This window comes from Rhodococcus sp. 2G (assembly GCF_001886355.1).
Lineage (GTDB): Bacteria > Actinomycetota > Actinomycetes > Mycobacteriales > Mycobacteriaceae > Rhodococcus > Rhodococcus pyridinivorans.
In genome coordinates this window covers 3,251,944-3,277,777 of record NZ_CP018063.1, presented here as the reverse complement: position 1 = coordinate 3,277,777, position 25,834 = coordinate 3,251,944, and the positions used below count along the sequence as shown (strand labels likewise).

General features: G+C 69.1%; 27 protein-coding genes and 1 riboswitch. Of the genes, 15 read left to right on the top strand and 12 right to left on the bottom strand.

Features of this window, described 5'->3' with window-relative positions; translation table 11 throughout:
* Positions 1-61 precede the first annotated feature (61 nt).
* Both pta and BO226_RS15410 read left to right on the top strand, forming a co-directional pair.
* Positions 62-2,146 carry a phosphate acetyltransferase gene (gene pta / locus BO226_RS15415; protein WP_024101824.1) on the top strand — a complete coding sequence of 695 codons (2,085 nt, stop codon included), beginning with the start codon at positions 62-64 and terminating at the stop codon, positions 2,144-2,146.
* Complete coding sequence (locus tag BO226_RS15410; protein WP_006553664.1) at positions 2,143-3,357, top strand: acetate/propionate family kinase; 1,215 nt, start codon at positions 2,143-2,145, stop codon at positions 3,355-3,357. The genes pta and BO226_RS15410 overlap by 4 nt, the downstream gene beginning before the upstream one ends.
* Positions 3,358-3,364: 7 nt before the next feature.
* Here BO226_RS15410 and BO226_RS15405 read toward each other — a convergent pair whose 3' ends face one another.
* Genes BO226_RS15405 through BO226_RS15395 form a run of 3 tightly spaced genes read right to left on the bottom strand, consistent with a single transcriptional unit; the run spans position 3,365 to position 8,102 of the window.
* The gene (locus BO226_RS15405; protein ID WP_071936465.1) at positions 3,365-5,785 is read right to left on the bottom strand and encodes a serine/threonine-protein kinase; all 2,421 of its coding nucleotides are present in this window, start codon (positions 5,783-5,785) and stop codon (positions 3,365-3,367) included.
* A 5-nt stretch (positions 5,786-5,790) separates the two neighbouring features.
* A complete protein-coding gene (locus tag BO226_RS15400; RefSeq protein ID WP_024101822.1) occupies positions 5,791-6,753 on the bottom strand; it encodes a glutamate ABC transporter substrate-binding protein in 963 nt (320 codons plus the stop codon).
* Positions 6,750-8,102, bottom strand: a complete 1,353-nt coding sequence (locus tag BO226_RS15395) for a hypothetical protein (RefSeq protein WP_024101821.1) — start codon at positions 8,100-8,102, stop codon at positions 6,750-6,752. The genes BO226_RS15400 and BO226_RS15395 overlap by 4 nt, the downstream gene beginning before the upstream one ends.
* A gap of 137 nt (positions 8,103-8,239) precedes the next feature.
* Here BO226_RS15395 and BO226_RS15390 point away from each other — a divergent pair, with 137 nt between their 5' ends.
* The gene (locus tag BO226_RS15390; protein ID WP_071935586.1) at positions 8,240-9,091 is read left to right on the top strand and encodes an NUDIX hydrolase; all 852 of its coding nucleotides are present in this window, start codon (positions 8,240-8,242) and stop codon (positions 9,089-9,091) included.
* 4 nt (positions 9,092-9,095) lie between these two features.
* On the opposite strand, the gene thiE is transcribed toward BO226_RS15390, so the two are convergent.
* Positions 9,096-9,785 carry a thiamine phosphate synthase gene (thiE, locus tag BO226_RS15385; RefSeq protein WP_064255552.1) on the bottom strand — a complete coding sequence of 230 codons (690 nt, stop codon included), beginning with the start codon at positions 9,783-9,785 and terminating at the stop codon, positions 9,096-9,098.
* 26 nt (positions 9,786-9,811) lie between these two features.
* A riboswitch (TPP riboswitch) is annotated at positions 9,812-9,924 on the top strand.
* Here thiE and thiO point away from each other — a divergent pair.
* The 7 genes from thiO (at position 9,921) to BO226_RS15350 (ending at position 15,938) form a co-directional block, all read left to right on the top strand.
* On the top strand, positions 9,921-10,985 hold the full coding sequence (thiO, locus tag BO226_RS15380; RefSeq protein ID WP_039585483.1) for a glycine oxidase ThiO: 1,065 nt from the start codon (positions 9,921-9,923) through the stop codon (positions 10,983-10,985). It overlaps the preceding riboswitch by 4 nt.
* A complete protein-coding gene (thiS, locus tag BO226_RS15375; RefSeq protein WP_006553656.1) occupies positions 10,982-11,194 on the top strand; it encodes a sulfur carrier protein ThiS in 213 nt (70 codons plus the stop codon). Before thiO ends, thiS begins: the two co-directional genes overlap by 4 nt.
* Positions 11,187-11,972: a thiazole synthase gene (locus BO226_RS15370; protein ID WP_006553655.1), complete on the top strand. Its 786-nt coding sequence runs from the start codon at positions 11,187-11,189 to the stop codon at positions 11,970-11,972. The genes thiS and BO226_RS15370 overlap by 8 nt, the downstream gene beginning before the upstream one ends.
* A 90-nt stretch (positions 11,973-12,062) precedes the next feature.
* Positions 12,063-12,596, top strand: coding sequence for a hypothetical protein (locus BO226_RS15365; protein ID WP_231911920.1), 534 nt, complete (start codon positions 12,063-12,065; stop codon positions 12,594-12,596).
* 68 nt (positions 12,597-12,664) lie between these two features.
* Positions 12,665-13,594 carry an ABC transporter ATP-binding protein gene (locus BO226_RS15360; RefSeq protein ID WP_006553653.1) on the top strand — a complete coding sequence of 310 codons (930 nt, stop codon included), beginning with the start codon at positions 12,665-12,667 and terminating at the stop codon, positions 13,592-13,594.
* A complete protein-coding gene (locus BO226_RS15355) occupies positions 13,594-14,373 on the top strand; it encodes an ABC transporter permease (RefSeq protein WP_071935585.1) in 780 nt (259 codons plus the stop codon). Before BO226_RS15360 ends, BO226_RS15355 begins: the two co-directional genes overlap by 1 nt.
* A gap of 92 nt (positions 14,374-14,465) precedes the next feature.
* Positions 14,466-15,938, top strand: a complete 1,473-nt coding sequence (locus tag BO226_RS15350) for a M20/M25/M40 family metallo-hydrolase (protein WP_232237962.1) — start codon at positions 14,466-14,468, stop codon at positions 15,936-15,938.
* 12 nt (positions 15,939-15,950) lie between these two features.
* Here BO226_RS15350 and thiD read toward each other — a convergent pair whose 3' ends face one another.
* Positions 15,951-16,796, bottom strand: coding sequence for a bifunctional hydroxymethylpyrimidine kinase/phosphomethylpyrimidine kinase (gene thiD, locus BO226_RS15345; protein WP_006553650.1), 846 nt, complete (start codon positions 16,794-16,796; stop codon positions 15,951-15,953).
* 158 nt (positions 16,797-16,954) lie between these two features.
* On the opposite strand from thiD, the gene BO226_RS15340 reads away from it, so the two are divergent.
* Entirely contained in the window at positions 16,955-17,353 is a 399-nt protein-coding gene (locus tag BO226_RS15340) for a GNAT family N-acetyltransferase (RefSeq protein WP_019291107.1), read from the top strand.
* Positions 17,354-17,389: 36 nt separating this feature from the next.
* Here the strand turns inward: BO226_RS15340 and BO226_RS15335 are convergent, their stop codons facing one another.
* The 3 genes from BO226_RS15335 to BO226_RS15325 are packed head-to-tail and all read right to left on the bottom strand — an operon-like array spanning position 17,390 to position 19,796.
* Entirely contained in the window at positions 17,390-18,193 is an 804-nt protein-coding gene (locus BO226_RS15335) for an exodeoxyribonuclease III (RefSeq protein ID WP_006553648.1), read from the bottom strand.
* A gap of 18 nt (positions 18,194-18,211) precedes the next feature.
* Complete coding sequence (locus BO226_RS15330; RefSeq protein WP_071935584.1) at positions 18,212-19,177, bottom strand: N-acetylglutamate synthase, CG3035 family; 966 nt, start codon at positions 19,175-19,177, stop codon at positions 18,212-18,214.
* Between the two features lie 22 nt (positions 19,178-19,199).
* Complete coding sequence (locus BO226_RS15325) at positions 19,200-19,796, bottom strand: peptide deformylase (protein ID WP_024101813.1); 597 nt, start codon at positions 19,794-19,796, stop codon at positions 19,200-19,202.
* Between the two features lie 132 nt (positions 19,797-19,928).
* On the opposite strand from BO226_RS15325, the gene BO226_RS15320 reads away from it, so the two are divergent.
* The 4 genes from BO226_RS15320 (at position 19,929) to BO226_RS15305 (ending at position 22,955) form a co-directional block, all read left to right on the top strand.
* Positions 19,929-20,279 carry a DUF3263 domain-containing protein gene (locus BO226_RS15320; protein WP_071935583.1) on the top strand — a complete coding sequence of 117 codons (351 nt, stop codon included), beginning with the start codon at positions 19,929-19,931 and terminating at the stop codon, positions 20,277-20,279.
* Positions 20,280-20,356: 77 nt separating this feature from the next.
* Positions 20,357-21,001 carry a LytR C-terminal domain-containing protein gene (locus BO226_RS15315; protein WP_006553644.1) on the top strand — a complete coding sequence of 215 codons (645 nt, stop codon included), beginning with the start codon at positions 20,357-20,359 and terminating at the stop codon, positions 20,999-21,001.
* Between the two features lie 91 nt (positions 21,002-21,092).
* Positions 21,093-21,734, top strand: coding sequence for a superoxide dismutase family protein (locus BO226_RS15310; RefSeq protein WP_019291110.1), 642 nt, complete (start codon positions 21,093-21,095; stop codon positions 21,732-21,734).
* 99 nt (positions 21,735-21,833) lie between these two features.
* Positions 21,834-22,955, top strand: coding sequence for a glutamate--cysteine ligase (locus BO226_RS15305; protein WP_071935582.1), 1,122 nt, complete (start codon positions 21,834-21,836; stop codon positions 22,953-22,955).
* Between the two features lie 40 nt (positions 22,956-22,995).
* Here BO226_RS15305 and mnhG read toward each other — a convergent pair whose 3' ends face one another.
* The 4 genes from mnhG to BO226_RS15285 are packed head-to-tail and all read right to left on the bottom strand — an operon-like array spanning position 22,996 to position 25,716.
* A complete protein-coding gene (gene mnhG / locus BO226_RS15300; RefSeq protein WP_071935581.1) occupies positions 22,996-23,325 on the bottom strand; it encodes a monovalent cation/H(+) antiporter subunit G in 330 nt (109 codons plus the stop codon).
* A complete protein-coding gene (locus tag BO226_RS15295; RefSeq protein ID WP_006553640.1) occupies positions 23,322-23,582 on the bottom strand; it encodes a monovalent cation/H+ antiporter complex subunit F in 261 nt (86 codons plus the stop codon). The genes mnhG and BO226_RS15295 overlap by 4 nt, the downstream gene beginning before the upstream one ends.
* The gene (locus tag BO226_RS15290) at positions 23,579-24,127 is read right to left on the bottom strand and encodes a Na+/H+ antiporter subunit E (RefSeq protein WP_033096175.1); all 549 of its coding nucleotides are present in this window, start codon (positions 24,125-24,127) and stop codon (positions 23,579-23,581) included. Before BO226_RS15290 ends, BO226_RS15295 begins: the two co-directional genes overlap by 4 nt.
* Entirely contained in the window at positions 24,127-25,716 is a 1,590-nt protein-coding gene (locus BO226_RS15285; protein ID WP_071935580.1) for a Na+/H+ antiporter subunit D, read from the bottom strand. The genes BO226_RS15290 and BO226_RS15285 overlap by 1 nt, the downstream gene beginning before the upstream one ends.
* Positions 25,717-25,834: the final 118 nt, after the last annotated feature.

Here is a 25,834-nt window from a genome sequence, read left to right as displayed (position 1 = left end):
CCGGCCGGGCGTGCGCGCGGGTACGCGGGACGGAGCAAAGTTTGCAGTTAGGGTGGAATCCATGAGTGCTGCTGCAGGGTCCGTCTCGAGCATCTACATCGCAGCTCCGGAAGGGGACACCGGGAAGTCGACGGTCGCCCTGGGCGTGCTGCAGACGCTGTGCGCGTCCACCGCCCGCGTCGGTGTCTTCCGTCCCATCGCGCGCTCCGACAGCGACATCGACTACATCCTCGAACTGTTGCTCGAACACACCACCGTCGACCTCGCCTACGAGGACTGCATCGGCGTCACCTACGACGACGTCCACGACGACCCGGACGCCGCGCTCAGCGACATCGTCGGCAAGTACCACGCGGTGGCGGACCGCTGCGACGCCGTCGTCATCGTCGGCAGCGACTACACCGAGATCGCCAACCCCAGCGAACTGTCGTACAACGCCCGCATCGCGGCGAACCTCGACGCCCCGGTACTGCTCGTCCTGCGCGGTTCCCGCCGCACGCCCTCGGAGATCGCCCAGCTCGCCGGTGTGTGTGCGAACGAGCTCGCGGGACAGCATGCGCATCTCGGCGCGGTGGTGGTGAACCGCTGCGACCCCCATGCACTCGACGAGATCGCCCGGGCTCTCGGCGACCGCACCGAACCGGTGTGGACGCTCCCGGAGGTGCCCGCACTGGTCGCGCCGACGATGGCCGAGCTGCAGACCGCGATCGGAGGCGAGCTCTACAGCGGTGACCCCGACCTGCTGCAGCGGGAAGCGCTGCGGATCATGGTCGGTGGCATGACCGCCGAACGGATTCTCGAGCGGCTCACCGACGGCGTCGTCGTCATCGCTCCCGCCGACCGCTCCGACGTCATCCTCGCGCTGGTCAATGCCAATGCCGCCGAAGGATTCCCGACGCTCGCCGGCATCATCATGAACGGGGGCCTGCTGCCGCACCCGATGATCGCGCAGCTTGTCACGGCCTTGAAGCCGTCGCTGCCGATACTCACCACCGAACTCGGCACCTTCGACACCGCCTCGGCTGCCGACCGCACCCGAGGCCGCATGGCCCTCGGCGCACAGCGCAAGATCGACACGGCACTCGCGCTCATGGAACGACACGTCGATTCCCGTTCTCTGCTCGACCGGTTGCGACTGCCGCGACCGTCCGTGACCACCCCGCAGATGTTCGAATACCAGCTCATCGACCGCGCGCGGGCCCAGCAGCGGCACATCGTGTTGCCCGAGGGCGAGGACGACCGCATCCTTCGAGCCGCCGGACGCGTGCTCCAGCGTGGCATCGCGAAGCTGACGATCCTCGGCGACGAGGCAGCCGTCCGCCAGCGGGCGTCGGAACTCGGGGTGGACCTGTCGCAGGCGCAGATCCTCGACCCGCGCACTTCCGAGCACGCCGACCGGTTCGCGGAGGAGTACGCGCGGCTGCGTGCCCACAAAGGCATGACCGTCGAACGTGCACGCGAGATCATGCGCGACATCTCATATTTCGGCACGATGATGGTGCACCTGGGACTGGCCGACGGCATGGTTTCGGGCGCGGCCCACACCACCGCCCACACGATCCGCCCCGCCCTCGAGATCATCAAGACCGAACCGGGCGTCTCCACGGTGTCGAGCATCTTCCTGATGTGCCTCGCCGACCGTGTCCTCGCGTACGGCGACTGCGCCGTCGTCCCCGACCCGACCGCCGACCAGCTCGCCGACATCGCGATTTCGTCCGCCGCGACCGCCGCCCGGTTCGGCATCGACCCGAGGGTCGCGATGCTGTCGTACTCCACCGGCGAATCCGGTTCGGGTGCCGACGTCGACAAGGTCCGCTCGGCCACGACGTTGGTGCGGGAGCGGCGACCCGACCTGCTGGTGGAAGGTCCGATCCAGTACGACGCGGCGATCGAACCGACGGTCGCGAGCGCGAAGCTGCCCGACTCCGACGTCGCCGGACGCGCCACGGTGTTCATCTTCCCGGACCTGAACACCGGCAACAACACCTACAAGGCCGTGCAGCGCAGCGCCGGTGCCGTCGCCGTCGGACCCGTCCTGCAAGGCCTGAACAAGCCGGTCAACGACCTCTCGCGGGGCGCCCTGATCCAGGACATCGTCAACACCATCGCCATCACCGCGATCCAGGCGCAGGAGGAAGACGCGTGAGCAGCCCGAACCCGGTCACCGCAGGCACCGTCCTGGTCCTCAACTCCGGATCGTCGTCGATCAAGTTCCAGCTGATCGAACCGGAGAGCGGAAAGTCGCTGGCGCACGGACTGATCGAGCGGATCGGGGAACCGGAGGGCCGGATCGTCTTCCACCACACGGCGGGGGCGGACGAACGCAACGACGCCATCGCCGACCACCGGACCGGACTGCGTGCGGTACTGGAGATGCTCGAAGGGCTGGGCCGTCCGCTGCACGAGGTGGGCATCGTCGCCGTCGGACACCGACTCGTGCACGGCGGCAAGGTCTTCTACGAACCGACCCTGATCGACGACGACGTGGTCCGCGCCGTCGACGAATTGTCGATCCTTGCGCCCCTCCACAATCCGGCGAACGTCGTGGGAATGGAGGTCGCGCGGGAGGAACTGCCCGACATCCCCCATGTGGGTGTCTTCGACACCGCCTTCTTCCACGGTCTTCCGCCGCACGCGGCGACCTATGCGATCGACCGCGACATCGCCCACAAGCACGACATCCGGCGGTACGGATTCCACGGTACTTCACACGAATACGTGTCGGGGCGTGCCGCGGAGTTCCTCGGACGCGACATCGCGGACCTGAATCTGGTTGTGCTCCATCTGGGTAACGGTGCGTCGGCGTCGGCGGTCGCAGGTGGGAGCCCGATCGACACCTCGATGGGACTGACCCCGCTCGAGGGTCTCGTCATGGGCACGCGCAGCGGCGACATCGATCCGGGTGTCGTCATGCACCTCAACCGGGCGGCCGGGTTGAAGGTCGACGCCATCGACGACCTGCTCAACCGGCATTCGGGCCTGAAGGGGCTGTCGGGTGTCAACGACTTCCGGGCTCTGCTGAAGCTCGTCGGCGAGGGCGACGAGGACGCGCGACTCGCGTACGAAGTCTACGTGCATCGCATCCGGAAGTACGTGGGCGCCTACACCTTCGAGCTCGGCGGCGTCGACGCGATCGTGTTCACCGGTGGGGTGGGGGAGAACAACGTCGACGTCCGGCGCGACAGCCTCTCCGGCCTCGACCGGCTCGGCATCGTCGTCGACGATGCGCGCAACACTGCCGACGACGACGGGGAACGCCGGATCTCGGCCGACTCGTCGCAGGTGGAGGTGCTCGTGATCCCCACGAACGAGGAACTCGCCATCGCCCGCGCGGCCGTGCAGTTCGCCCGGCGCTGACTTCTGATCAGGTCAAACTGCGCGGCCGGATCGCGTTCGCGAGGTCGACGAGGGTGTAGCGGTGTGTGCGGGAAGGGGCGTTGCGCGCCAATTGCCGCAGCGCCGCCTCGGTGCCCAGGCGGAGTCCCTTCTCGGTGAACGGTACGTCGAGGATGCGGTCGTACTCGCGACTCGATGCCCGTCCACTGCGCACCCATTCGAGCGCTGTCCCGAGGACCAGTGCGCGCATCTGCAGGGCGCGACCCTCGTCGGGAGGCAGCGACGCGATCCGGTGCGCGGCCTCGCGCAGATCCGCCTCGGAGATCTCCTCGACGCGACCGCCTCGTAACAGGATCAGCGCGGCGGTCATGGTCGCGGCACTGTGGTGCCGGGAGGTCGTGGGGACCTCGTCGAGCACGTCCACGGCGGCGCGGATCTCGTCGCGGGCGGTGAGCTGGCGTGCCAACCCGAAGGCCGCGCTGACGACGGCGTGATCGGTGCGCCACACGACCCGGTAGGACTGCTCGCAGAAGCGTCGCCACGCGTCGGGGTCGTCGCTCTCCCAATGCTGCAGCGTCAGTTCGGCGGTGGCCCCGAGTGCGATCTTCGGGGCGATCTCACCCGGAAGCGCGTGCAGCACCTTGTCGAACCGGGTGAACGCTGCCTCGTAGTCGTCCTGCAGCAGTTCGGCGATGCCGGCGTACCAGTCCATGCGCCAGTCGTCGCCGGACTCGCGCTCGAGGCGGGTGAGGATCTCCACCGCGCTGTCGACCTGCCCGAGATCGAGATGGGCGCGGACCTCGGCGAGGGTGATCTCCTTGGAGAACGACACGTCGGATGCTCCGACGACCCGCCCGACCCCGTTCTCGCGCGCGTGCCGGAGCGAGTCGAGGGTCTGCTGCGGTTCGCTGTGCACCGCGGCGGCGAGGAGCGCGGCACTCGGATCGTTGGGGTCGAGCAGGGGGACGGGCAGTGCCGCCGCGACATCCTGGCCCCGCAGTTTGGGGTCGCGCTCGATCCCATCGGCGTACACGTCGGTGGGGACGAGTGCCTCGTCGGTGCCGAAGGTCGTGCGGGGCGGGCTGAACAGCCGGGACAGTCCGGGGTGTTCGGTGCCGAGTTTCTTCGACAGGATCTCGCGCAGCACACCGGTGAGCTGTCCGTGCAATTCGTCGGCGGACGAGAAGCGCTGCTGCGGATCGGGGTTCGTGGCCCGCAGGAGCAGGCGGTGGAAGGAGTCGAACTCGTCGAGCAGGGGAGCCTGCTCGGGGGTGGGCAGACCGTCGCGGTAACGGCCTTTGTCCGAGGGCATGTCGAGGGTGAGCACCGCGAGTGTGCGTCCGACCGTGTAGATGTCGCTCGCGACCGTCGGCCCGGTCCGGACGATCTCGGGTGCTTGGTATCCCGGCGTCCCGTACAGATAGCCGTATCCCTCGATCGCGGAGACGGCGCCGAGGTCGATGAGTTCGATCTGCTCGTCGGTGACCATGATGTTCTCGGGCTTGAGGTCGTTGTAGACCAGTCCGATGTCGTGCAGATACTGCAGTGCCGGTAGCACTTCGAGCATGTATGCGATGGCCTGCTCGACGGGGATGCGGTTCGGTGGGGGATAGTTGTCGAGCACGGTACGCAGGGTGTGACCACCCAGGTACTCCATGACGATGTATCCCATCGGGGTGCCGTCGGGTGAGGGGTGCTCGACGAAGTTGTAGATCTGCACGATGCTCGGATGGCTGACCTCGGCCAGGAACTGGCGTTCGGCCACCGCGACCGCCTGGGCCTCGGCGTCGCCACCCTGCAGCAGGCCCTTCAGCACTACCCAGCGGTCGCTCACGTTGCGGTCGATCGCGAGGTAGATCCATCCCAGTCCGCCGTGGGCGAGACAACCCTGCACCTCGTACTGCCCGGCGACGAGGTCCCCGCGGTGCAGGGCCGGAGTGAACTGGAAATGTGTTCCGCACTGGGGGCAATCACCTTCTGTGGGACCCGGCCCCGACGGGGTGCTGCGTCCCACCGGTTGTCCGCACTTCGCGCAGAACCTCTTGCCTTCGGAGACGTGAGGATCGCGGAGGACGGCGTCGACCGGATCCTTCGTGGTGGGGACCGGCACGTCGACGAGGCCGGCGATGCGGCGACGCTGGGTTCCGCGCGGCCGGATGCGGCGGTTCGACGAACGTTGGGAGGACGAACGCTGGGAGGACGAGCCGGACCAGATCGACGAGCGCTGGGTGGAGTCGGGCCGCGTGGCGGGGACGGGGCCGCGTTCGGTGGCAGGTCCGGCATCCCCGGCCGCCCGCGCGGTGGCCGGTCCCGAGTCGCTGGTCGACGGCTCGGTCGCGGGTCCGGAATCCGCTGCGCGCCTAGTGGCGGGCCCGGAGTTCACTGCCCGTTCGGTGGCGGGGCCGGAATCGGCCGACGGGGTATCGGCCGGTTCGGGTTCGTCGGACATGGCCGTCACTTCCGGTAGTTCGGTGTCGGGGGTGACGGAGTGGGACCGAGCACCCGCAGGTACTTGTCGTACAGCGCCGTCCACGTCCCGTCGGAGCGGATCCGTTCGAGGGTGGCGTTGACGAAGCGTACGAGCTCGTCGCTGCCCAGCCGGATTCCGATTCCGTACGGCTCCGATCCCAGGGAGGGGCCGACGAGTTCGAGATATGGGTCCTGTGAGGCGAGTCCGGCGAGGATCGTGTCGTCGGTGCTCACGGCGTCGACCTGCTGTTGCTGGAGGACGACGAGGCAGTCGGCCCACGACGGCACGGTGAGGATCGACGCCGACGGCTGCACTTCTCGCATCCGGAGCAGCGAGGTGGTGCCCTCGACGATGCACACGCGCCGGCCGGCGAGATCGGCGGCGGAGCGGATGTCGGATCCCCGGACGACGAGCACGCGCTGCTGGGCTCGGAAGTACTCGGTGGAGAAGTCGACCTTCTCGCGTCGGGCGCACGTGATGCTCATGGTCTTCGCGACGATGTCGACGGTGGAGTCCTGCAGCGCCTTCTCGCGCTCGGCCGACGACAGGATGCGGTAGTCGACGAGGTCGGGATCGCCCAGGAGGTCGCGGGCGATCTCACGTGCGATGTCGACGTCGAAACCGGTGATGCGCCCGGTCGCGGTGTCGCGGTAGCTCATGAGGTTGCTGCCGGTGTCGAGGCCGACGATCAGCCGGCCGCGCGTGCGGATCCGATCGATCGCAGGTCCGGTGGCGTTCGGATCCGGGGGAAGCGAGGCGGTGGGATCGCCGCAGTCGGGGGCGGGCGGTGTGGCCACCGACGACTCGAGCATCCGCGCGTTCTCGGGAAGCGGGAGAGAGGTCGTCGTCCCTTGGAGGCCGGGGGCGCGCGGTGGGGGGTCGGTCGCGCACCCGCCGGCGAGTGCGGCGACGACGCACAGGCCCGCGACGAGAACGCGCTCTCTCACTGGTACTCCTTCAACCGGGGCCGGAGACCGACCCACACGCCGACCAGCGCCACCGTCAGCAGCACCACCGACATCGGTGCGAGGCCGGCGAGGGTGCGGGAGGCGCGGAACTCGTTGTCGCGCAGTTCGGTGCGGGTGTCGTCGATTCCTTCCGTCAGGGCCGCATCGAGAGCGACGAACCGGGCGGTGGACTCGCCGGGACCTGCACCGACCGCGAGGACCGAGGCCGCTGCGTAGTCGCCGCGGACGAGGGCGTCGACCATGCGTGCATGCGAGTTGATCCATGCGTCGTGCGCCGACCGGGCGGTCTCCACTGCCTCGGCGCCCGCCTCGAGGGCGGAATCGCGACCGTACTCGTCGAGGATGTTGCCGAGCCGCGCCATGTTGGTCTCGAAGGTGTCGTCGTACGCGCCGGTCGTGTCGCGCCGGGCGATCAGCAGGGTCTCGGCGGTACGCGACTGCTGGGCGAGGATCCGGCCCTCGGTGAGATCGGCGAGCGGTGCCGCACCGCGCTCGATGGCGCGTTCGGTGGCACTCGACGAGGCCAGGCCCGCGACGAGCAACCAGCACAGCAGCGCGCCGGTCGCGCCGATCGCGACGAGGATTCCGGGATTGAGGGTGCGACGACTGCGGCGGCTCACGACGGCGTGCGCCACGCACAGGGCAGCGACCGTGACGAGGAGCAATCCGATCGCGAGCCAGGGCGGTCGCACCGCGTCGCGCTGGGTGTCCTCGACCGCGGCGACGCCGCGCGTGTGCAGTTCCTGCGCGGCGGGGAGCAGTTCGGTCTGCATCAGGTGCGAGGCCTCGCCGAGATATGCGGCGCCGACCGGATGCCCGGTGCGGTTGTTGGTGCGAGCCGTCTCGATGAGACCCGTGTAGACGGGCAGCAGCCGCCCGATCTCCGTCAGGTTGTGCGCGGTCTCGCGGTCGGCATCGGTCAGGCCGGTCGCCGCGATGACGAGATATTCCGCGGCCTCATTGGTCGCCCGGATGTAGCGACTGCGCACCGCCTCCGGTTCGAGTCCGCCCGAGATGAAGCCCGTCACGGCGGCGGCGTCGGCCACCGACAGCGCGCTGTAGAGATTCTGGGCCGCGCTGGCGAGCGGCTCGATGGACGCGAGGAGACGATCGTGGGTGGCCTGCCTGCCGGACACCATCGTTGCGGAGACCGCTGCCGAGGCGACGAGCAGCACGGTGAGCACCACCCCGAGGACCACCAACCGGACCGGCGTGGACCGGAGCAGGGCACGAGCGTCGTCGAACCGGGCGTCCGGAGTGTCCGTATCGGCGTCGTCGCGGATGTGGCTCTCGACAGGAGCGAAGGGAGGGGTGATCCGTACGTCCACCGGGCACTCCCTTCCTCGTGTCGAGCGGTCTGAGGGGAGCATATAAGCAGCCCGGCGGTATTGTTGCCGTCCACGGACGGCGGGGATCCGGTACCGGGTACAGGTCCGGGCGAGGGCGGGTCGGAGAGACGGACGCAATGCGTGGAGACGGTGACGGCTGGGCGGTCGGACCGGACGGCGAGAAGCGCTGGGGACGGCACGGCGCCGCAGGTCTGCTGCTGCGCGCTCCGCTCGCGGACGGTCGCCCCGCGGTTCTCCTGCAGCATCGGGCGGCATGGTCGCACCAGGGCGGGACGTGGGCACTTCCCGGTGGAGCGCGCGACTCGCACGAGAGCACCGTCGACGCCGCCGTGCGGGAGGCCCACGAGGAGGCCGGCATCGATCTCGCGGCCGTGACGGTACGCGCCGAACGCGTCACGTCCGGTCTCGCAGGCGGATGGACCTACACCACCGTCGTCGCCGACGCCACCGAAACTCTCGTGACCAGTCTCAACCAGGAGAGCACCGAACTGCGCTGGGTGCCCGAACCGGAGGTCGAGGCGATGCCGCTGCACAGCGGCTTCGCCGAGGCGTGGCCGTCGCTGCGCACCTCACCGGTACGCATGCTGCTCGACACCGCGAACGTGCTCGGAGCGAGCGGCCCCACCGGATGGTGGCGCGACCGCCCCGGCGCGACGAGCGCCCTGCTCGCCGACCTCGCCGCGGTCCTGCCCCGCACCGTCGAAATTCCCGACGGGACGTTCGGCTGGGTCCCCCGCGTCGAAGCGGTCCTCGAAGGGCATGCCCGCGACGCGACGATCGACGACGTCCGGATCCCGGTGCACAGCGCGGACGGCAGCGGCGACGACGAGCTGGCACGGCTCGCCTCCACCACGGCCGTGGTCGACCCCGGGGTGACGGTCGTGGTCACCGCGGATCGCGGCCTGCGCGCGCGGTTGCCCAGGGGCACGATCTCGATGTCGCCCTCGGCCGTGCTGGGCTGGCTGTAACGCCTCAGGTCGGGAGTGCGGCCTTCAGCGCCGCCGCGGCTGCCCGCGGATCGGATGCCTTCGTGATCGCCCGGACCACCGCGACCCGCGTGGCACCGGCGTCGAGCACCTCGGGGAGCCGCTCGAGATCGATGCCGCCGATCGCGAACCACGGCCGTGCCGGCTGCGACTGCGCGACCTCGCGCGTCACCTCCAGCCCCGCTGCGGTCCGTCCCGGCTTGGTCGGTGTGTCCCACACCGGCCCGGATGCGAAGTAGTCGACGCCCGCCTCGATGTCGGCGAGCGCAGCCTGCGCGCGGCTCGACGTCGAGCGGCCGATGACGATCTCGTCGCCGAGGATCTGCCGCGCGTGCCGCACCGGCAGGTCGCCCTGACCGAGATGCAGGATGTCGGCGCCCGACGCGAGCGCGATGTCGGCGCGGTCGTTCACGGCCAGGAGCGCACCGTGGCGTGCACACGCCTCGCCGATGATCTCGAGGGCGGCGAGTTCCTCGCGTGCCTCGAGGCGTCCGAACTTCTTCTCGCCGGCCGAGTCCTTGTCGCGCAACTGGACGATGTCGACCCCACCGGCGAGGGCCTCCTCGACGAACCGTGCGAGGTCGCCGGTGTCCCGGCGAGCGTCGGTGCACAGATACAACCGGGCGGTCGCGAGGCGGCCGCGCGGGTCGGGATGGTTGCCGCGATAGGTGGTCACGACCAAGACGGTAGCCTCTAAGCAGAAAGTGACGACACGGGAGTCCCGAGGTTCGCGGGGCTGAGAGGGGGCCTGCCGGCCCCGACCGTTATGACCTGACCCGGATCATGCCGGCGCAGGGAGTGAGGTGGACCAATGGCAACTGTGGCCGTCGTGGGTGGCGGAGTGATCGGGCTGTCGATCGCATGGCGCGCGGCCCGCTCGGGGCACATCGTGACCGTGCACGACCCGAATCCCGGCAGTGGCGCCTCGTGGGTGGCCGGCGGGATGCTGGCCCCGCTGTCCGAGGGCTGGCCCGGTGAGGACCACGTGCTGTCCCTGGGTGCGGCCTCGCTCGACCGCTGGCCCGGATTCGCGGATGCACTGCGCGCGGAGACCGGCGTCGACGTGTTCACCGCCGAGGAGTCGCTGACTGTCGCGCTCGACGCGGCGGACGCGGCCGACTTGCGGACCGTCGCCGAATGGGTCGGGGAGCGGGGGCACGAGATGCGTCTGCTCTCCCGTGCGGAGATCCGGGAGTTCGAACCGTCGCTCGGCCCGAAGGTGCGTCTCGGACTGCTCGCGCCCACCGAGTCGTCGGTCGACAACCGTACGCTCGTCGACGCCCTGCGCGTCGCGGCCACCGCGGCCGGGGTGCGTTTCTCCGACGCCGCCGTCCACGATCTCGCCGACCTTCCCGACGATCAGGTGGTGCTCGCCGCCGGCTCGGCGTCGGCGCGACTGTGGCCGGGCCTTCCGGTCCGTCCGGTCAAGGGCGAGATCCTGCGCCTGCGGGTGCGGCCGGGCGCGACTCCGCCGCCGCAGCGCACCGTGCGCGCGAGTGTCCACGGACGCCCCGCCTATCTGGTGCCCCGCCACGACGGCCTCGTCGTGGGCGCCACACAGTACGAGGCGTCCGACACACAGGTCACGGTGGCCGGGGTGCGCGATCTGATCGCCGACGCCGAGAAGATCTTTCCTGCGCTCGGCGAGTACGAACTGTTCGAGGCGAGTGCGGGCCTGCGCCCGATGACCCCCGACAACCTGCCGCTGATCGGCCGGCTCTCCGATCGTGTCGTCGCCGCGACCGGCCACGGCCGCAACGGTGTGCTGCTCACGCCGCTCACCGTCGACGCGGTGCTCGCCGAACTCGGTGGGCGGTCGCTGGCCGACGCGCAGTACGCCTGTCCTGGACGAATTACGGAAGCGAGTGTGGGATGACGAACGTATCCGTGGGCATCACCGTCAACGGTGAGGACAAGTACTACGACGCGGCCCCGACCGTGTCACAACTGCTGAACGAGCTCGGTCTGCCCGAGAAGGGCATCGCGGTCGCCGTCGACGGTGTCGTGTGCCCGCGTGGCCGCTGGTCGGAGCCGGTCACGCGCGGAGCGAGCATCGAGATCCTCACGGCGGTCCAGGGTGGCTGACACACACGATCCCGGCGCCGACCTGCCGCAGCTCACCATCGCCGGCCGCACCTTCGGATCGCGGCTGATCACCGGCACCGGTGGCGCGGCGAACCTGGCCGTGCTCGAGGAGGCACTCGTCGCGTCGGGCACCGAACTGACCACCGTCGCGATGCGCCGTGTCGACGCGGCCTCCGGAACCGGTGTCCTCGACCTGCTGCGCCGCCTCGGCATCGAACCGCTGCCGAACACTGCCGGGTGCCGCGGCGCGAAGGAAGCCGTGCTGACCGCGCAGCTCGGGCGGGAGGCGCTGGAGACCGACTGGGTGAAACTCGAGGTCATCGCCGACGAACGGACGCTGCTGCCCGACGCCATCGAACTCGTCTCCGCGGCCGAACAACTCGTCGACGACGGCTTCGTCGTCCTGCCGTACACGACCGACGATCCCGTCCTCGCGCGGCGCCTCGAGGACGTCGGTTGTGCCGCGGTGATGCCGCTCGGCTCGCCGATCGGGACCGGCCTCGGTATCTCGAACCCGCACCACATCGAGATGATCGTCGAGGCTGCGGGTGTGCCGGTGATCCTCGACGCGGGAATCGGAACCGCCTCCGACGCGGCGCTCGCGATGGAACTCGGTTGCGACGCCGTGCTGCTCGCGACCGCCGTCACCCGCGCGAAGGATCCGGCGCTGATGGCGTCGGCGATGCGTCACGCCGTCGAAGCGGGATTCCGTGCCCGGCACGCCGGCCGGATCCCGAAACGCTTCTGGGCCCAGGCATCTTCGCCGATGGAGCCGTGACCGGTACGGGAAGCCCCTGAGCACCTTGGTGTTCAGGGGTTTCCGATTGTCGCGCGACGGGTTACCGATCGGTCTGTACGATCCCCGGGCATGACAGTTGCACACAGAATTCTCGCTGCCGCCGCTGCCGGGCTCATGGGCACTGTCGTCGCCGTCGCGGCGCCGGGTGTCGCGGGCGCCCAGGAACCGTGTCAGATGGGCTGGTCGAACACCGGACCGAGGTCGTGCGCGACGACGGAGTTGTCCACGCCACCCGTGCTGACATTGGGCGACGGCATCTGCGCCGGCATCGTGCGCGCCGGTGGAACCGCCTTCGACGGCCCGCTCTACGAGTACTCCTCGGCGCCGGGTGCCACCCACGGGATCGAACTGCGGATCACGCAGGGCTACTCGCTTCTCGGCGAGTGGACGCCGAGCATCCTGAACTGCGACGTCACCGTCGCTTTCGACTGGCACAACCTCGACACCGGTGCCCGCGGTACGGAGACCCGCTTCGTGCCGGCCTTCCACACGAGCACCCGGCCGTTGGTCATGCACGTGTTCCCCGGGCCCGGCCGCGTTGCCCTGACGATGCGTACCGAGCGACCGAGCATCCCGGTCACCACCGAGGTCTTCGTCCCCTGACGCACCGCGTGCGGCTCCGGGGAGTGTGATCGGATGCGCTCGCCGGAGCCGCACGTAGGGTGGTGCGCATGATCGAAGTGACCGGCTTGACCAAGACCTTCGGGTCCACGACCGCGGTCGACGACCTGACGTTCACGGTCCGTCCCGGCATCGTCACCGGCTTCCTCGGCCCCAACGGCGCGGGGAAGTCCACCACGATGCGCATGATCCTGGGGCTGGACCGGCCGACCTCGGGAACCGCACTGATCGAAGGGAAGCCGTACAGCGAGCTGACACGGCCGCTCACCACCGTCGGGGCGTTGCTCGACGCGAAGTGGGTGCATCCCAACCGGTCGGCGCGGTCGCATCTCGCCTGGCTGGCCGCGTCGAACGGTCTGCCTGCCTCGCGTGTCGACGAGGTTCTGCGCCAGGTGGGACTGACGGAGGTCGCGGGCAAGCGCGCCGGCGGCTTCTCGCTCGGCATGTCGCAGCGACTCGGTCTCGCCGCCGCACTGCTCGGCAACCCGCGCGTGCTGCTGTTCGACGAACCGGTCAACGGCCTCGACCCCGAGGGCATCGTGTGGATCCGGAGGTTCATGCAGGCGCTCGCCGCGGAAGGCCGCACGGTGCTCGTGTCCAGCCACCTGCTCTCGGAGATGGCACAGACCGCCGAACATCTCATCGTCATCGGCCGTGGACGGCTCATCGCCGACACCTCGGTGAAGGCGTTCGTCGACCGCGCGTCCGACTCGTTCGTCGTCGTGCGCAGCCCGCAACTCGACGAGCTGCGCACCGCGCTCACCGAACGCGGGCACACTGTGCGGGAGGACGACGGTGCCCTGCACGTCTCGGGCGCTCCGGCGGCGGAGATCGGCGAACTCGCTGCGACCCGGTCGATCGTGCTGCACGAACTCGCGGGACGCAACGCGTCGCTCGAGGAAGCGTTCATGAAACTCACCGGTGGCGAGGTCGAATACCACGGATCCGGAGTCGACGACGTCATGAAGGGTGGACTGTGATGAGTACGGCGCTCGACACACTGCGGGCCGAACGGATCAAGCTCACGTCGGTGCAGTCACCGCTGTGGTGCACCCTCGTCATCGTCGCCCTCGGCCTGGGTCTGGCCGCGATCCTCGGGTCGGTCTCCCGCGCGTCGGCCGGGATGGACGACGAACTGGGACGGTTCTATCCGACCGTGGACGTCGCGGTCAGCGGCGTCACCGGCTTCGGTGTGCTGGTGCTCATGATCCTCGCGGCACTGTCGGTCACCAGCGAATACCGTTTCGGGGTCATCCGCACGACCTTCCAGGCCACCCCGAACCGCACCATGCTCCTGACGATGAAGGCCCTGCTCATCGGTGTGCTGGGCGCGGTGCTGACACTCGCGGTCTCGTTCGGTGCCTTCTACCTCGCGAAGGCACTGGCCGGGCCCGACGCAGGTCGCGAACTCGTCCTCAGCGGCGACACGGCGTGGCGCGCGGTCTACGGCACCGCGATCTACGCGTTCCTGTGCGTCTTCCTCGCGGTCGGTGTGGGCACGCTGTTGCGGCAGTCGGCCGGCACGATCGCGCTGCTGATGCTGTGGCCGCTGCTGCTCGAGTCGTTGTTCGCGCTGTTCGGTTCGGTGGGCCGCGAGATCCAGCCGTTCCTGCCGTTCGCGAACGCGAACAACTTCCTGGGTATCGGGCAGGGAATCGAATTCCACTGGGGTCCATGGGGATCGCTCCTGTACTTCGCGGCCTTCTCGTTCCTTGTGTTCGCGGCCTCACTCGTGGTGGTCAACCGCCGCGACGCCTGAGGTACTACCTCGACACGCCGCAGGTTCTGCCTCCGCACACTGCGCCGCACGGTTTCCCCGTGCGGCGCAGTGCTTTTGTGTACGCTCGGTCGATGGCGCGGGCGCAGACGAGATACGGCATGCGGGGAGCGGCCCTGATCGCCGCCGGTGTACTGCTGACGGCGGGATGCTCGGAGGCGGAGGTGGAGGCGCCGCCCGTCGAGCCGACGGCGCTCGCCGACGCCGTGCAACTCGATGCCGTCATGACGCACCTGACGGAACTCGAACGGATCGCCGGCGAGAACGACGGAAACCGTTCGCTCGGGACCCCCGGCTACGACGCGAGCGTCGACTACGTCGCCGGAGCCCTGCGCGACGCCGGATTCGACGTGCAGACACCGGAGTTCGACACGACCCTGTTCGCCGTCGAGAACGAGCAGCTCACCGTCGACGGGGAGCCGATGGGCGTGAGCGCACTCGGCATGTCGCCGTCGACGGGACCGGAGGGGCTCACCGCGCGCGTCGTGCGCATCGCCCCCGACGACACCCCCGGCTGCGAGGCCACCGACTACGACGGCATCGACGCGACCGGCGCGGTGGTGATCGTCGATCGCGGCGTGTGCACCTTCGCCGTCAAGGAGCAGGTCGCCGCCGAACGGGGAGCGGCCGCGCTGCTCGTCGCCAACAACGAGGACGACCCGCTCGCCGCCGCCGGTCTCGGGGCGGAATCGAACCCCCGCATCCCGGTCGGAGGCGTGGCCGGGGCCGACGCCGAGCGCCTGTCCGCCGCGACCACCGTGACGGTGACACTCCAGACCCGCACCGAGGACCGGAAGTCGCGCAACGTGATCGCGCAGACGCGCACCGGCTCGACCGACGACGTGGTCGTCGTCGGCGCGCACCTCGACAGCGTCCCCGAAGGACCGGGGATCAACGACAACGGAACCGGCGTCGCCGCCGTCCTCGAGACCGCGCTGCAACTCGGCAGCGAGCCGGGCGTGACCAACGCCGTGCGGTTCGCGTTCTGGGGCGCCGAGGAGGTCGGACTGGTCGGCTCCACGAGGTACGTCGAGTCGCTGTCCGACGAGGAACGACTCGACATCGCCCTGTACCTGAACTTCGACATGCTCGGCTCGCCCAACGCCGGATATCTGGTGTTCGACGGCGACGACTCCGACGCCGTCGGTGAAGGACCCGGACCGGAGGGCTCGGCGGGTATCGAACGGACCTTCGCGCAGTTCTTCGACGAACGCGGAATCGAGGTCGGCGGAACGGATTTCGACGGCCGTTCCGATTACGGTCCGTTCGTCGCCTTCGGCATCCCCGCGGGCGGGGTGTTCACCGGCGCCGACGACGTCAAGACCCCCGAACAGGCCGACCTGTGGGGTGGCACCGCCGACCAGCCCTTCGACCCGAACTACCACACCCCCGAGGACACCCTGGCCGGCATCGACCGCGACGCGTTCGCCGCGGCGGCCGCCGCCGTCGCCTACGGCACGGCTGTCTACGCGAATTCGATCGACGGACCCGACGGGGTGCCCGCAGGTGACCAGCGGGCCGAGGTGCGCGCCGAGTTCACCGAGTGAAGACGGGCGCGATCAGCGCTCGTGCAGTCGCCACAACGGGTTGACCGGGCCGTGGCCGTGACCGAGGTCGTAGGACCACTCGAGGCACTTCGTGATCCATTCCTTCGCGAACTCGACTGCCTCGGGCACCGACCGGCCATGCGCGAGGGCGGACGCGATCGCGGCTGCGAGCGTGTCGCCGCCGCCGTGGTCGTTGCCGGTCTCGATGCGCGGCGTGCTGAACTCGAGGAAACGGTCGCCGTCGAACAGCAGGTCGGTGCTCTTCTCCGAGCTGCGCAGATGACCGCCCTTGACGATCACCCACTGGGCGCCGAGCGCATGGAGCGCTTCGGCGGCGCGCCGGGCCGACGCGTCGTCGACGACCTCGATGCTCGTGATCAGCCGTACCTCGTCGAGATTCGGGGTGACGACGGTGGCGAGGGGGATGAGCACCCCGCGGATCGCGTCGAGCGCGTCCGAGTGCAGCAGCGGGTCGCCGTGCATCGATGCGCAGACCGGGTCGACGACGAGCGGTACCTCCATGTCGCGGCCGATGCCCACCTCGGAGCACACCTGTGCGACGGCCTCGATGATCTGCGTGGAGGCGAGCATGCCCGTCTTCGCTGCGGACACCCCGATGTCCTCGACCACGCACCGCACCTGGTCGGCCACGGTCTCGGCGGGGATCTCGTGGAACCCGCGGACGCCGACGGAGTTCTGGACGGTCACGGCGGCCACCGCGACGCATGCGTGCACACCGCACATCGCCATCGTGCGGGAATCGGCCTGGATGCCGGCTCCGCCTCCGGAGTCGGTGCCGGCGATGGTGAGGGCTCGAACCGGGGTCTCGCCTCGAGGCGACAGGGGCAGAAGGTCCACGCGGACACCCTACCGAGGGTGTGTTCGAACACGGCCGGGAGGCGCTGAGGCGGGTGCACTTTGCGAAACACGACAGCGTTGCTGCCGGTGGTCGCCTCGTTGCTCTATAGTGGCATAGGTCACAGTTAGATCACGCAACACCCCTATTGGAGGCGCTCATGAACACGAGTTCGCCGGACCTCGCCGTGTCGGACAACGCCGACCAGAACCGGTTCGAACTGCGCCTCAACGGCGATCTCGTCGGCATCCTGGCGTACTACGACTTCGAACGCGTTCCGGCGCCGAACCCGCCGGTCGTCGACTTCATGCACACCGTGATCGTCGAGGATTTCGGTCATCGGGGTCTCGCGGCCGTCCTCGTCGGTGGTTCGCTCGATCTCGCTCGCAGCCGAGGCTGGCGGGTGCGGCCGGTGTGCACCTATGTGCAGCGATTCGTGTCGTCGCACGAAAACTACCGCGACGTCGTCGTGGCTCTCGAGCTGCCGCGCACGGACCCCCACCGCAAAGAGACCCGGCGCAAGCAGCCGCAGCGCAAGGTGCCTGCCCGCAAGGCCTGATGCCTGTGCGGGCGGTCCACCCGACGCGGGACCTGCTCAGAGGTCGAGGTCGACGACGACCGGTGCGTGGTCGCTCGCGCCCTTGCCCTTGCGTTCGTTGCGGTCGATCTCGGCGCCCGTCACCCGTGCCGCGAAGGCCGGTGATCCGAGGACGAAGTCGATCCGCATGCCCTGCTTCTTGGGGAAGCGCAGCTGGGTGTAGTCCCAGTAGGTGTAGACCCCGGGGCCGGGCGCGTACGGACGGACGACGTCGGTGTAGCCGACGTCGGCGAACGCGTGGAAGGCGTCGCGCTCGGGCTGCGAAGTGTGCGTCTTGCCCTCGAAGAAGGCCGGATCCCACACGTCGTCGTCGGTGGGGGCGACGTTCCAGTCGCCGACCAGCGCGATGGGCTGCCCGGGCGCTGCGGTGGCCCAGGCGTGCGCGTCGGCGCGCAGCTTGGCGAGCCAGTCGAGCTTGTAGGTGTAATGCGGGTCGTTGAGGTCGCGGCCGTTGGGGACGTACAGGCTCCACACGCGCACACCCGCGCACGTCGCCCCGATCGCCCGCGCCTCGAGCGCCGGATCGACCTCCGGGTCCTTGGAGAAACCGGGCTGGTCCTCGAAGCCGATCTGCACGTCGTCGAGGCCCACGCGCGACGCGATGGCCACACCGTTCCACTGGCTCAGTCCGACGTGCGCGACGCGGTAGCCGAGTTCCTCGAAGCGTTCGTACGGGAACTGCTCGTCCTTGCACTTGGTTTCCTGCATCGCGAGCACATCCGTGTCGGTTCGCTGCAACCAGTCGAGGATGCGGTCGGTACGGGCACGGACGGAGTTCACATTCCAGGTAGCAAGGCGCACACGCCCACTGTAGGCGACCTATCCGACGGGTTCGGAGGCGTATCGGTAGCGGTGGTGGTCGACGAAGCCGAGTTCGCGATACAGGGCGCGCGCCGCGGTGTTCGACTCCTCGACCTGCAGATATGCGTGGGTCGTGCCGTGCTCGCGTGCCCAGCGCAGCAGGGCACCGCACACGAGTGTGCCGAGTCCGCGACGCCGGTGTTCGGGAGCGACCTCGACGGTCGACAGACCCACCCAGCGGCGTCCGTCCGGCGCATCGGTGATCGCCGCGCGGCAGATCGCCAGGGGCGGCTGCCCGGGTGCACCGATGCGGCCGAACCCGAGGATCCCCGCGGCCACCGAGCCGAGCACGTCCTGCGTGAGCAGCGGGTCGGCGTCGGCGCGGTGGAGCGACATCCAGTCGGCGTCCGGCCGGTCGGTGATCGTGACCGGGGTGGGCTCCGGCGGCAAGGGGATGTTCGCGAGGTCGGCGCCCATCACGAGCACCGGCTCCGAGGTCGGCCACCCCTCGGGGATCCGGGCGAGTCGATCGGGCACCAGCAGCCGCAGCGGCAATCCGCGTGCCGCGAACCATTCACGGAGCCGGGCGCGCACCGCCGGATCGGCGGGGTCCGCCACGGTGCCGCGTTCACCCAGCGGCGTTGCCGAATTGGCGCGCCGGGTGAAACCGTGTCCGGCGCGCACGAGCCAGCCGTCCACCCAGGCCGATTCGAGACCGGGCCACCCCGCGGCGGCGGCGTGCTCGAGCGCGCGGATCTCCGAGACGCGGATCGGCCGCGCCGCGATCGGCTTGAGCGCGACGACCGAGGTGGGGGACACCTGGACGACACGACCGTCGGCGGTGCGCACCGCGACCACCGGTTCGACGGAGACGAGTTCACCGATGACATCGGTCATCGGGTGGCTGTAGCCGGCGGGCAGGCGGTACCGCAGCACCACCCGGGTACCGAGGGGTACGGACGGGGCCGGACGGTCGGTCGTCATCGACGGTTCGCCGGTCGCCTCGTCAGTCGTCCTCGTCGTGGCCGAACGGGTCCTCCACCGAACCCGGGAGCCAGGTCAGGCCCGGGACGCCCCATCCGGCGCGCTTGATGGTCTTCTTCGCGGCGCGGGCGTTGCGCCCGATCAGAACGTCGACGTACAGGAAGCCGTCGAGGTGCCCGACCTCGTGCTGCAGCATGCGAGCGAAGAATCCGTGGCCCTCGATCTCGACCGGCTCACCGTTCTCGTCGGTACCGGTGACCTTCGCCCAGTCGGCGCGACCGGTGGGGAAGTTCTCGCCCGGCACGGACAGGCAGCCCTCGAGATCGTCCTCGGGGTCGGGCATCGTCTCGGGGATCTCCGAGGTCTCGAGGATCGGGTTGACGACGACGCCACGCCGGCGCGCGACCTTGCCGGACTCGTCGCGGTCGGGGCAGTCGTAGACGAACAGTCGCTTGTCCACACCGACCTGGTTGGCGGCGAGGCCGACGCCGTTGGCCGCGTCCATCGTCTCGAACATGTCGGCGATCAGCTGAGCGAGTTCGGCGGGTGACTCGGTCACCGGCCGGGTCGGGTTGTGCAGGACGGGGTCGCCGACGATGACGATGGGAAGAATGGCCATGGTGACACAGGATAATGGGATCGACTCGCGGCGTTCTCGAACCGGTATGTGTCCCCACCCCGTGATTGAATGACTTCCGCCGAGACGCAAGGACTCTTCGTCACGGTGTGATCCAGTCAGTCGAGGAGGGAAATGGACGGCGCAGCAGCGCACGGCAACGACCGGTCCGATCTCGTGTCCCAGCAGGGCGACTGCGCATCCGCGCAGGAACCCACCGGCGACGAGGCGAACGGCCTGAGCCGTCGCGATCTCGACATCCTGGCGTTCGAACGGCAGTGGTGGAAGTACGCCGGTGCCAAGGAGGACGCCATCAAGGAACTCTTCGGTCTCTCCGCCACCCGCTACTACCAGGTGCTCAATGCTCTGGTGGATCGTCCCGAGGCGCTCGCCGCCGATCCGATGCTGGTCAAGCGGCTGCGGCGGTTGCGTGCGAGCCGTCAGAAGGCCCGCGCGGCCCGCCGGCTCGGTTTCGACACCCGTTAGACGGGCGGCCGTCGGGCCGGATAATGCGATATCGACACGCGCGGCCGGTCGGCAGCGCTGCGTGTGCTCGGGCAACTATGGTCGAGGTCGTGAGCAGAACCCCCGAGATCCCCAGCCGCGCGCCCGCACCCTCGGGACCGCCTCTGCGTGCGTTCGCGATGGTCCTGATCTCCTTGGGCATCCTGTTCGCCGGTCTCGGTTTCGCCTCGCTCGGTGATTCCGACGACGAACCCGCTCCCGCGGCGGCACCCACGACGACGACCGCTGCCGCGCCGGCCGCACCGTCCACGCGCTCGGCCGCGGTGCCCACCGCGCCCGCGCCCGCTGCCGCGAACGGGGGCACGTCCGACGCCGGGGACGGTGCGACCACCACCACGGCCGTGTCTTCGGCTCCTTCCATGCCCGTGGGGAGCGGAACCGCGTTCGCGTCCGACACCTCGGCCTCCGCGACGGCACCGGTGCGCGTGTTCAACAACTCGGAGGTCGCGGGCCTCGCCGCGCAGACCGCGGCTTACCTCGAGGACGAGGGGTACACCATCAGTGAAACGGGCAACTACAGCGAGGGCTTGCTCCAGCAGACCTCGGTGTTCTACGGGTCGTCTCCCGGAGAGCAGCAGACCGCGACAGCCGTCGCCGAGTCGCTCGGTGTCACCGCGCAACCGCGCTTCGAGGGCATCCGCGACGCCGCCCCCGGAGTGATCGTCATCGTCACTTCGCGTTAGCGCCGGAACCGTGTCGGTCCGCCACCGGGTGGTCGCCGGAGACGCCCGGTTATGATCGGGTGACTTTTCGGCACTTCGAAGGAGCGGTTTGATGGTCTCCAGTTCCACCCGTCGCATGTCCTGGCGTGCTCTGGCCCCGATCGTCGCGATCGCCGCGGTGGGCCTGACTGCGTGCTCGAACAGCGAGGAGGCGAGCACCGAGCCGGGGACGACTCCGCCGGTGTGGACGGGATCCGCCGCGCCCGCTTCCGAGGCCCACGGCGACGACCACGGCACCGAGGGTGGGAGCGAGTCGCACGCCGGTGGCTCCGCCTCCGCTGCTGCGCTCACCGCGGAGCTCACCACGGTCGACGGCGAGTCGGCCGGCACCGTGTCGTTCGCCGAGAACGGCGGCGACGTCGAGGTGACCATCGAGGTCGAGGGTCTCGAGCCCGGCTACCACGGTGTCCACATCCACGAGTTCGGCCGTTGCGAGCCCCAGTCCACCGCGCCGAACGGCGGCGAGCCCGGCGCCTTCCTGTCGGCCGGTGCCCACCTGCAGGCCGGTGGCAACACCTCCGTCCCGGAGAGCGGCGACCTGGTCTCGCTCGTCGTCCACGAGGACGGCACCGCCACCGCCACCGTCACCACCTCGGCCTTCGGCCTCGAGGACCTCGAAGGTGAGGACGGCGCCTCTGTGGTCGTGCACCAGGACAACCTCGGCGCCCGCCTCGCCTGCGGCGTCATCGGGTGAGCAGGGTTCGAATCCCCTGAAGCTCGGTACCCGGGTAATTCCTGACACAGGGCCCCGCGACGGACATCCGTCGGCGGGGCCCTGTGGTTGGATCGAGACGTGGCAGTCGCGTTTCCGGGATCACCTCGTCCCACGATCGGCGTGGAATGGGAGATCGCTCTGGTGGACAAGACCACCCGCGATCTCTCGAACAGCGCGGCGGTCGTCTTCGACAGGGTGGAGGAGATCGCCGGGGAGACCCCGCGGCTGACCAAGGAGTTCCTGCGCAACACCGTCGAACTCGTCACCGGTGTACACGACACCGTCGCCGAGGCCGTCGACGATCTGTCCGAGTCGCTGTCGTTGCTGCGCCGCGCCGCCGATCCGCTCGGAGTGGACCTGATGTGTGCCGGCACCCATCCGTTCGCGCAGTGGACCGACCAGACCGTCACACCCTCCCCGGACTACGAGGAGATGATCAACCGCACCCGCTGGTGGGGACGGCAGATGCTCATCTGGGGAGTGCACGTCCACGTGGGAGTCTCCTCCGCGGAGAAGATCATCCCGATCCTCAACGCCGTGCTCGTGAAATATCCCCACATGCTCGCGTTGTCGGCCTCGTCGCCGATCTGGGCGGGCTACGACACCGGCTACGCGAGCAACCGTGCGCTGATGTTCCAGCAGCTACCGACTGCCGGCCTGCCCTATCACTTCGCCGACTGGCCGCAGTACGCGAAATTCATCGCCGACCAGCTCGAGTCCGGTGTCATCAGCCATCCCGGAGGCATGCACTGGGACATCAGGCCCGCGCCGAAATGGGGCACCCTCGAGGTCCGGGTCTTCGACGGCATCACCAACCGCGCCGAACTGGCCGCCCTCGTCGCGTTCGTGCATTCACTCGTCGTCTACTTCGACGAACGTCTCGAGCGCGGTGAGGAACTTCCTGTGCTGCAACCGTGGCACGTCAAGGAGAACAAGTGGCGTGCGGCGCGGTACGGACTCGATGCCGAGGTCATCCTCGACCCGGTGTGCACCGAACGGCTCGTCACCGACGACCTGAACGATCTGCTCGAGCAGATCATGCCCACCGCGGTACGGCTCGGATGCGCCGACGAACTCGCGCGAGTTGCGGACATCCCGGTGCGGGGAGCGTCCTATCAGCGTCAGCGCAGGCTCGCGGAACGGACGGACGGCGATCTCGTCGCGGTGGTGGACTCGCTCGTGCAGGAACTGAAGGAGTGATCGTCCGAGGACGTCCCGGCCGTCAGCTCCTCGTCACCTGTCACGCACCGCCGGGAGCGTCCTCGTCGAGCAGGCCGTCGCGACCGAGCTGCTCCCGGTAGGCGACGCGACCGACGCGGTGCGCGATCACCGGTGCCGTGAGGACCATGAACATGCCCGCCAGCGCCATCATCCAGATGTCGACGGAACTGCGCAGGATGATCATCGCGCCACCCAGCACGAACAACAGACCCACCACCTGCGGCTTGGTGGCCGGATGCATGCGCGACAGGGTGTCGCGGAAACGCACCACGCCGATCGCAGCGGTCAACGAGATGATCGCCCCGATGAGGATCAGGAGGTGGGCGAAGGTGTCGATGATCGTCGTCATCCTTCGTCACGCACCCGGAATCGAGCCACGGACACCGACCCGATGAAGCCGACCAGGGCGAGGGCCACGGTGGCGGGCAGCACCGACGTGTCGCGTGTGTACACCGCCCAGATCGCGATGCCGCAGATGCCGAGCGCGAGCAGGGCGTCGACGCCGACGAGCCGGTCGAGGGAGTTGGGGCCCGCGATCACGCGGTAGGTGATCAGGATTGCGGAGACGAACAGCAGTGCCCCCGCGATCGCCAGTGTCACGGTCACGTCAGTTCCTCCGTTCCGCTGCGCCAGGGGCTGGCCTGCCATTCCGACTCGCGTTCGAACGTCCGGATGAGAAGACGCTCGATGAGGCGGGCGGAACGGTAGAAGTCGGCCACGGCCTTGTCGGTACCCACGTCGAGGACGTGCACGTACATGATCCGCCGCACCTGGTCGATCTCGAGCACCATGGTGCCCGGGATGTTGTTCATGATGTCCGTCCACAGTGTCAGCACCAGGTCGGACTTGATGGTGAGCCGGCAGCGCAGCACGCCGGTGACCGGCGGCGGGGACGGCCGGATCGCGAGCCATGCCACGTTGATCGTCGAGCGGATGGTCTCGCCGAAGATCACCACGCCGAGCCGCATCGCGGACCAGACGTGCACGCGACCCTCGACGGGTACACGCGGCAGCGGCAGCACGAACATGACGACGAGCGAGACGACCACACCGCCGAGGATGTTGGCGATGCTGAAGGTGCCCCACAGCAGGACCCAGACCAGCGTCGTCCATCCCACGACGAACATGCGCAGGACGTTGGCGCGTTTCATCATTCCTGCTCACCCCCCAGCACGGCCTCGATGTACACCGTGCGGTCGCGCAGGTTCTCCGCGGCACGGTTGCTGATGTCGAGCAGCGGACCGGCGAAGACCGTCAACGACACACCGATCGCGACGAGCCAGACCGTGGGGACGAGCATCGCGGCCGGCATCCGGCCGACGTCCGGGCGTTCCTCGAAGGAGATGTCGGTGGCGGATTCGTCGATCAGCGCCGAGGGGCCGATGTCCGCGAGCTCGCCCTCGGGAGCGTCGGCGCGTGCCCGCCAGAACGCCTTCGTCCAGATACGCGCGACGACGTACAGCGTCAGGAGGCTGGTCACGACACCACCGGCGACGAGGACCCAGGCCAGGACCGAACCGTCCTCCGCGCCGGCCTGCAGCAGGGCGACCTTGCCGATGAACCCGGAGAACGGCGGGATACCGCCCAGGTTGAGCGCCGGGATGAGGAACAGGACCGCCAGCAGCGGAGACATGAGCGCGAGGCTGCCGAGGCGTCGCAGCGACGCCGACCCGGCCTGGCGTTCGATGAGACCCACCACGAGGAACAGGGTGGTCTGCACGAGGATGTGGTGGCCGACGTAGTAGACGGCGCCCGCGAGACCGGTCTGCGACGACAGAGCGACACCGAAAATCATGTAGCCGATATGGCTGACGAGCGTGAACGACAGCAGACGCTTGATGTCGTTCTGCGCGATCGCGCCGAGGATGCCGACGATCATCGTGAGCAGACCCGCGACGAGCAGGACGTCGTCGAGTTCGCCGCCCGGAAACAGCAGGGTGTGCGCCCGGATGATCGCGTACACACCGACCTTGGTCAGCAGGCCGGCGAAGACGGCCGTGACCGGTGCGGGCGCGGTGGGGTAGGAGTCGGGCAGCCACGACGACAGCGGGAAGACCGCGGCCTTGATACCGAAAGCCACGAGCAATACACCGAAGATCGCGGCCCGGGTGCCCGGTGAGATCTCGTCCATCCGCAGTGCCATCTGGGCGAGGTTCAAAGTGCCCGTGGCTGCGTAGGCGAAGGCGATGCCCACGAGGAAGACCAGTGAGGACACCATCGAGACCATGACGTACGAGACGCCCGCGCGGACGCGGTCGGCGCTCGCACCCAGGGTCAGCAGGACGAACGAGGCGGCGAGGAGCACCTCGAAGCCGACGAAGAGGTTGAACAGGTCGCCCGCGAGGAAGGCGATGTTGACACCCGCGGTGAGCGCGAGATAGGTCGGCAGGAAGATCGAGACGGGCTGCTGCTCGTTGCCGTCGTGGATACCCTGGCCGACTGCGTACAGCATCACCGACAGCAGCACGATCGCCGAGACGACCAGCATCAACGCCGACAATCGGTCGACGACCAGCGAGATGCCGATCGGCGCCTCCCACCCACCGATCTGCAGTACCGCGATGCCGTCGGCGTCGGCGTAGTACAGCAACGCCACGCACACGACGAGCGAGGCGACCAGCGCGAAGACGGTGATCCACCGTTGGACGCGCGGACGGCGGCCGACGATCAGGGTTGCGGCTGCGGCGAGCAAGGGGATGAGGACGGGGAGGGGAACGAGGTTCGCGACGCTCGGGTTCATCGGCGATCCTCCTTCCCGTTCTTCTCGTCGTCTCCGGTCCGCTCGCCCTCGGCAGGGTCGGGGGCCTCGGGGTCGGGATCGTCCGCGCGGACGTCCTCGTCGGCGTCCTCGGCATCCT

Bases quoted from the DNA above. Each gene is read 5' to 3' on its own strand.
- BO226_RS15365 (WP_231911920.1), top strand. From the start codon at position 12,063: ATGACAGTTGCACACAGAATTCTCGCTGCCGCCGCTGCCGGGCTCATG.
- BO226_RS15355 (WP_071935585.1), top strand. From the start codon at position 13,594: ATGAGTACGGCGCTCGACACACTGCGGGCCGAACGGATCAAGCTCACG.
- pta (WP_024101824.1), top strand. From the start codon at position 62: ATGAGTGCTGCTGCAGGGTCCGTCTCGAGCATCTACATCGCAGCTCCG.
- thiO (WP_039585483.1), top strand. From the start codon at position 9,921: ATGGCAACTGTGGCCGTCGTGGGTGGCGGAGTGATCGGGCTGTCGATC.
- BO226_RS15320 (WP_071935583.1), top strand. From the start codon at position 19,929: ATGGACGGCGCAGCAGCGCACGGCAACGACCGGTCCGATCTCGTGTCC.
- BO226_RS15360 (WP_006553653.1), top strand. From the start codon at position 12,665: ATGATCGAAGTGACCGGCTTGACCAAGACCTTCGGGTCCACGACCGCG.
- BO226_RS15290 (WP_033096175.1), bottom strand. From the start codon at position 24,127: ATGAAACGCGCCAACGTCCTGCGCATGTTCGTCGTGGGATGGACGACG.
- BO226_RS15340 (WP_019291107.1), top strand. From the start codon at position 16,955: ATGAACACGAGTTCGCCGGACCTCGCCGTGTCGGACAACGCCGACCAG.
- BO226_RS15310 (WP_019291110.1), top strand. From the start codon at position 21,093: ATGGTCTCCAGTTCCACCCGTCGCATGTCCTGGCGTGCTCTGGCCCCG.
- BO226_RS15325 (WP_024101813.1), bottom strand. From the start codon at position 19,796: ATGGCCATTCTTCCCATCGTCATCGTCGGCGACCCCGTCCTGCACAAC.
- thiS (WP_006553656.1), top strand. From the start codon at position 10,982: ATGACGAACGTATCCGTGGGCATCACCGTCAACGGTGAGGACAAGTAC.
- BO226_RS15390 (WP_071935586.1), top strand. From the start codon at position 8,240: ATGCGTGGAGACGGTGACGGCTGGGCGGTCGGACCGGACGGCGAGAAG.
- BO226_RS15330 (WP_071935584.1), bottom strand. From the start codon at position 19,177: ATGACGACCGACCGTCCGGCCCCGTCCGTACCCCTCGGTACCCGGGTG.
- BO226_RS15315 (WP_006553644.1), top strand. From the start codon at position 20,357: ATGGTCGAGGTCGTGAGCAGAACCCCCGAGATCCCCAGCCGCGCGCCC.
- BO226_RS15350 (WP_232237962.1), top strand. From the start codon at position 14,466: ATGGCGCGGGCGCAGACGAGATACGGCATGCGGGGAGCGGCCCTGATC.
- mnhG (WP_071935581.1), bottom strand. From the start codon at position 23,325: ATGACGACGATCATCGACACCTTCGCCCACCTCCTGATCCTCATCGGG.
- BO226_RS15285 (WP_071935580.1), bottom strand. From the start codon at position 25,716: ATGAACCCGAGCGTCGCGAACCTCGTTCCCCTCCCCGTCCTCATCCCC.
- BO226_RS15405 (WP_071936465.1), bottom strand. From the start codon at position 5,785: ATGTCCGACGAACCCGAACCGGCCGATACCCCGTCGGCCGATTCCGGC.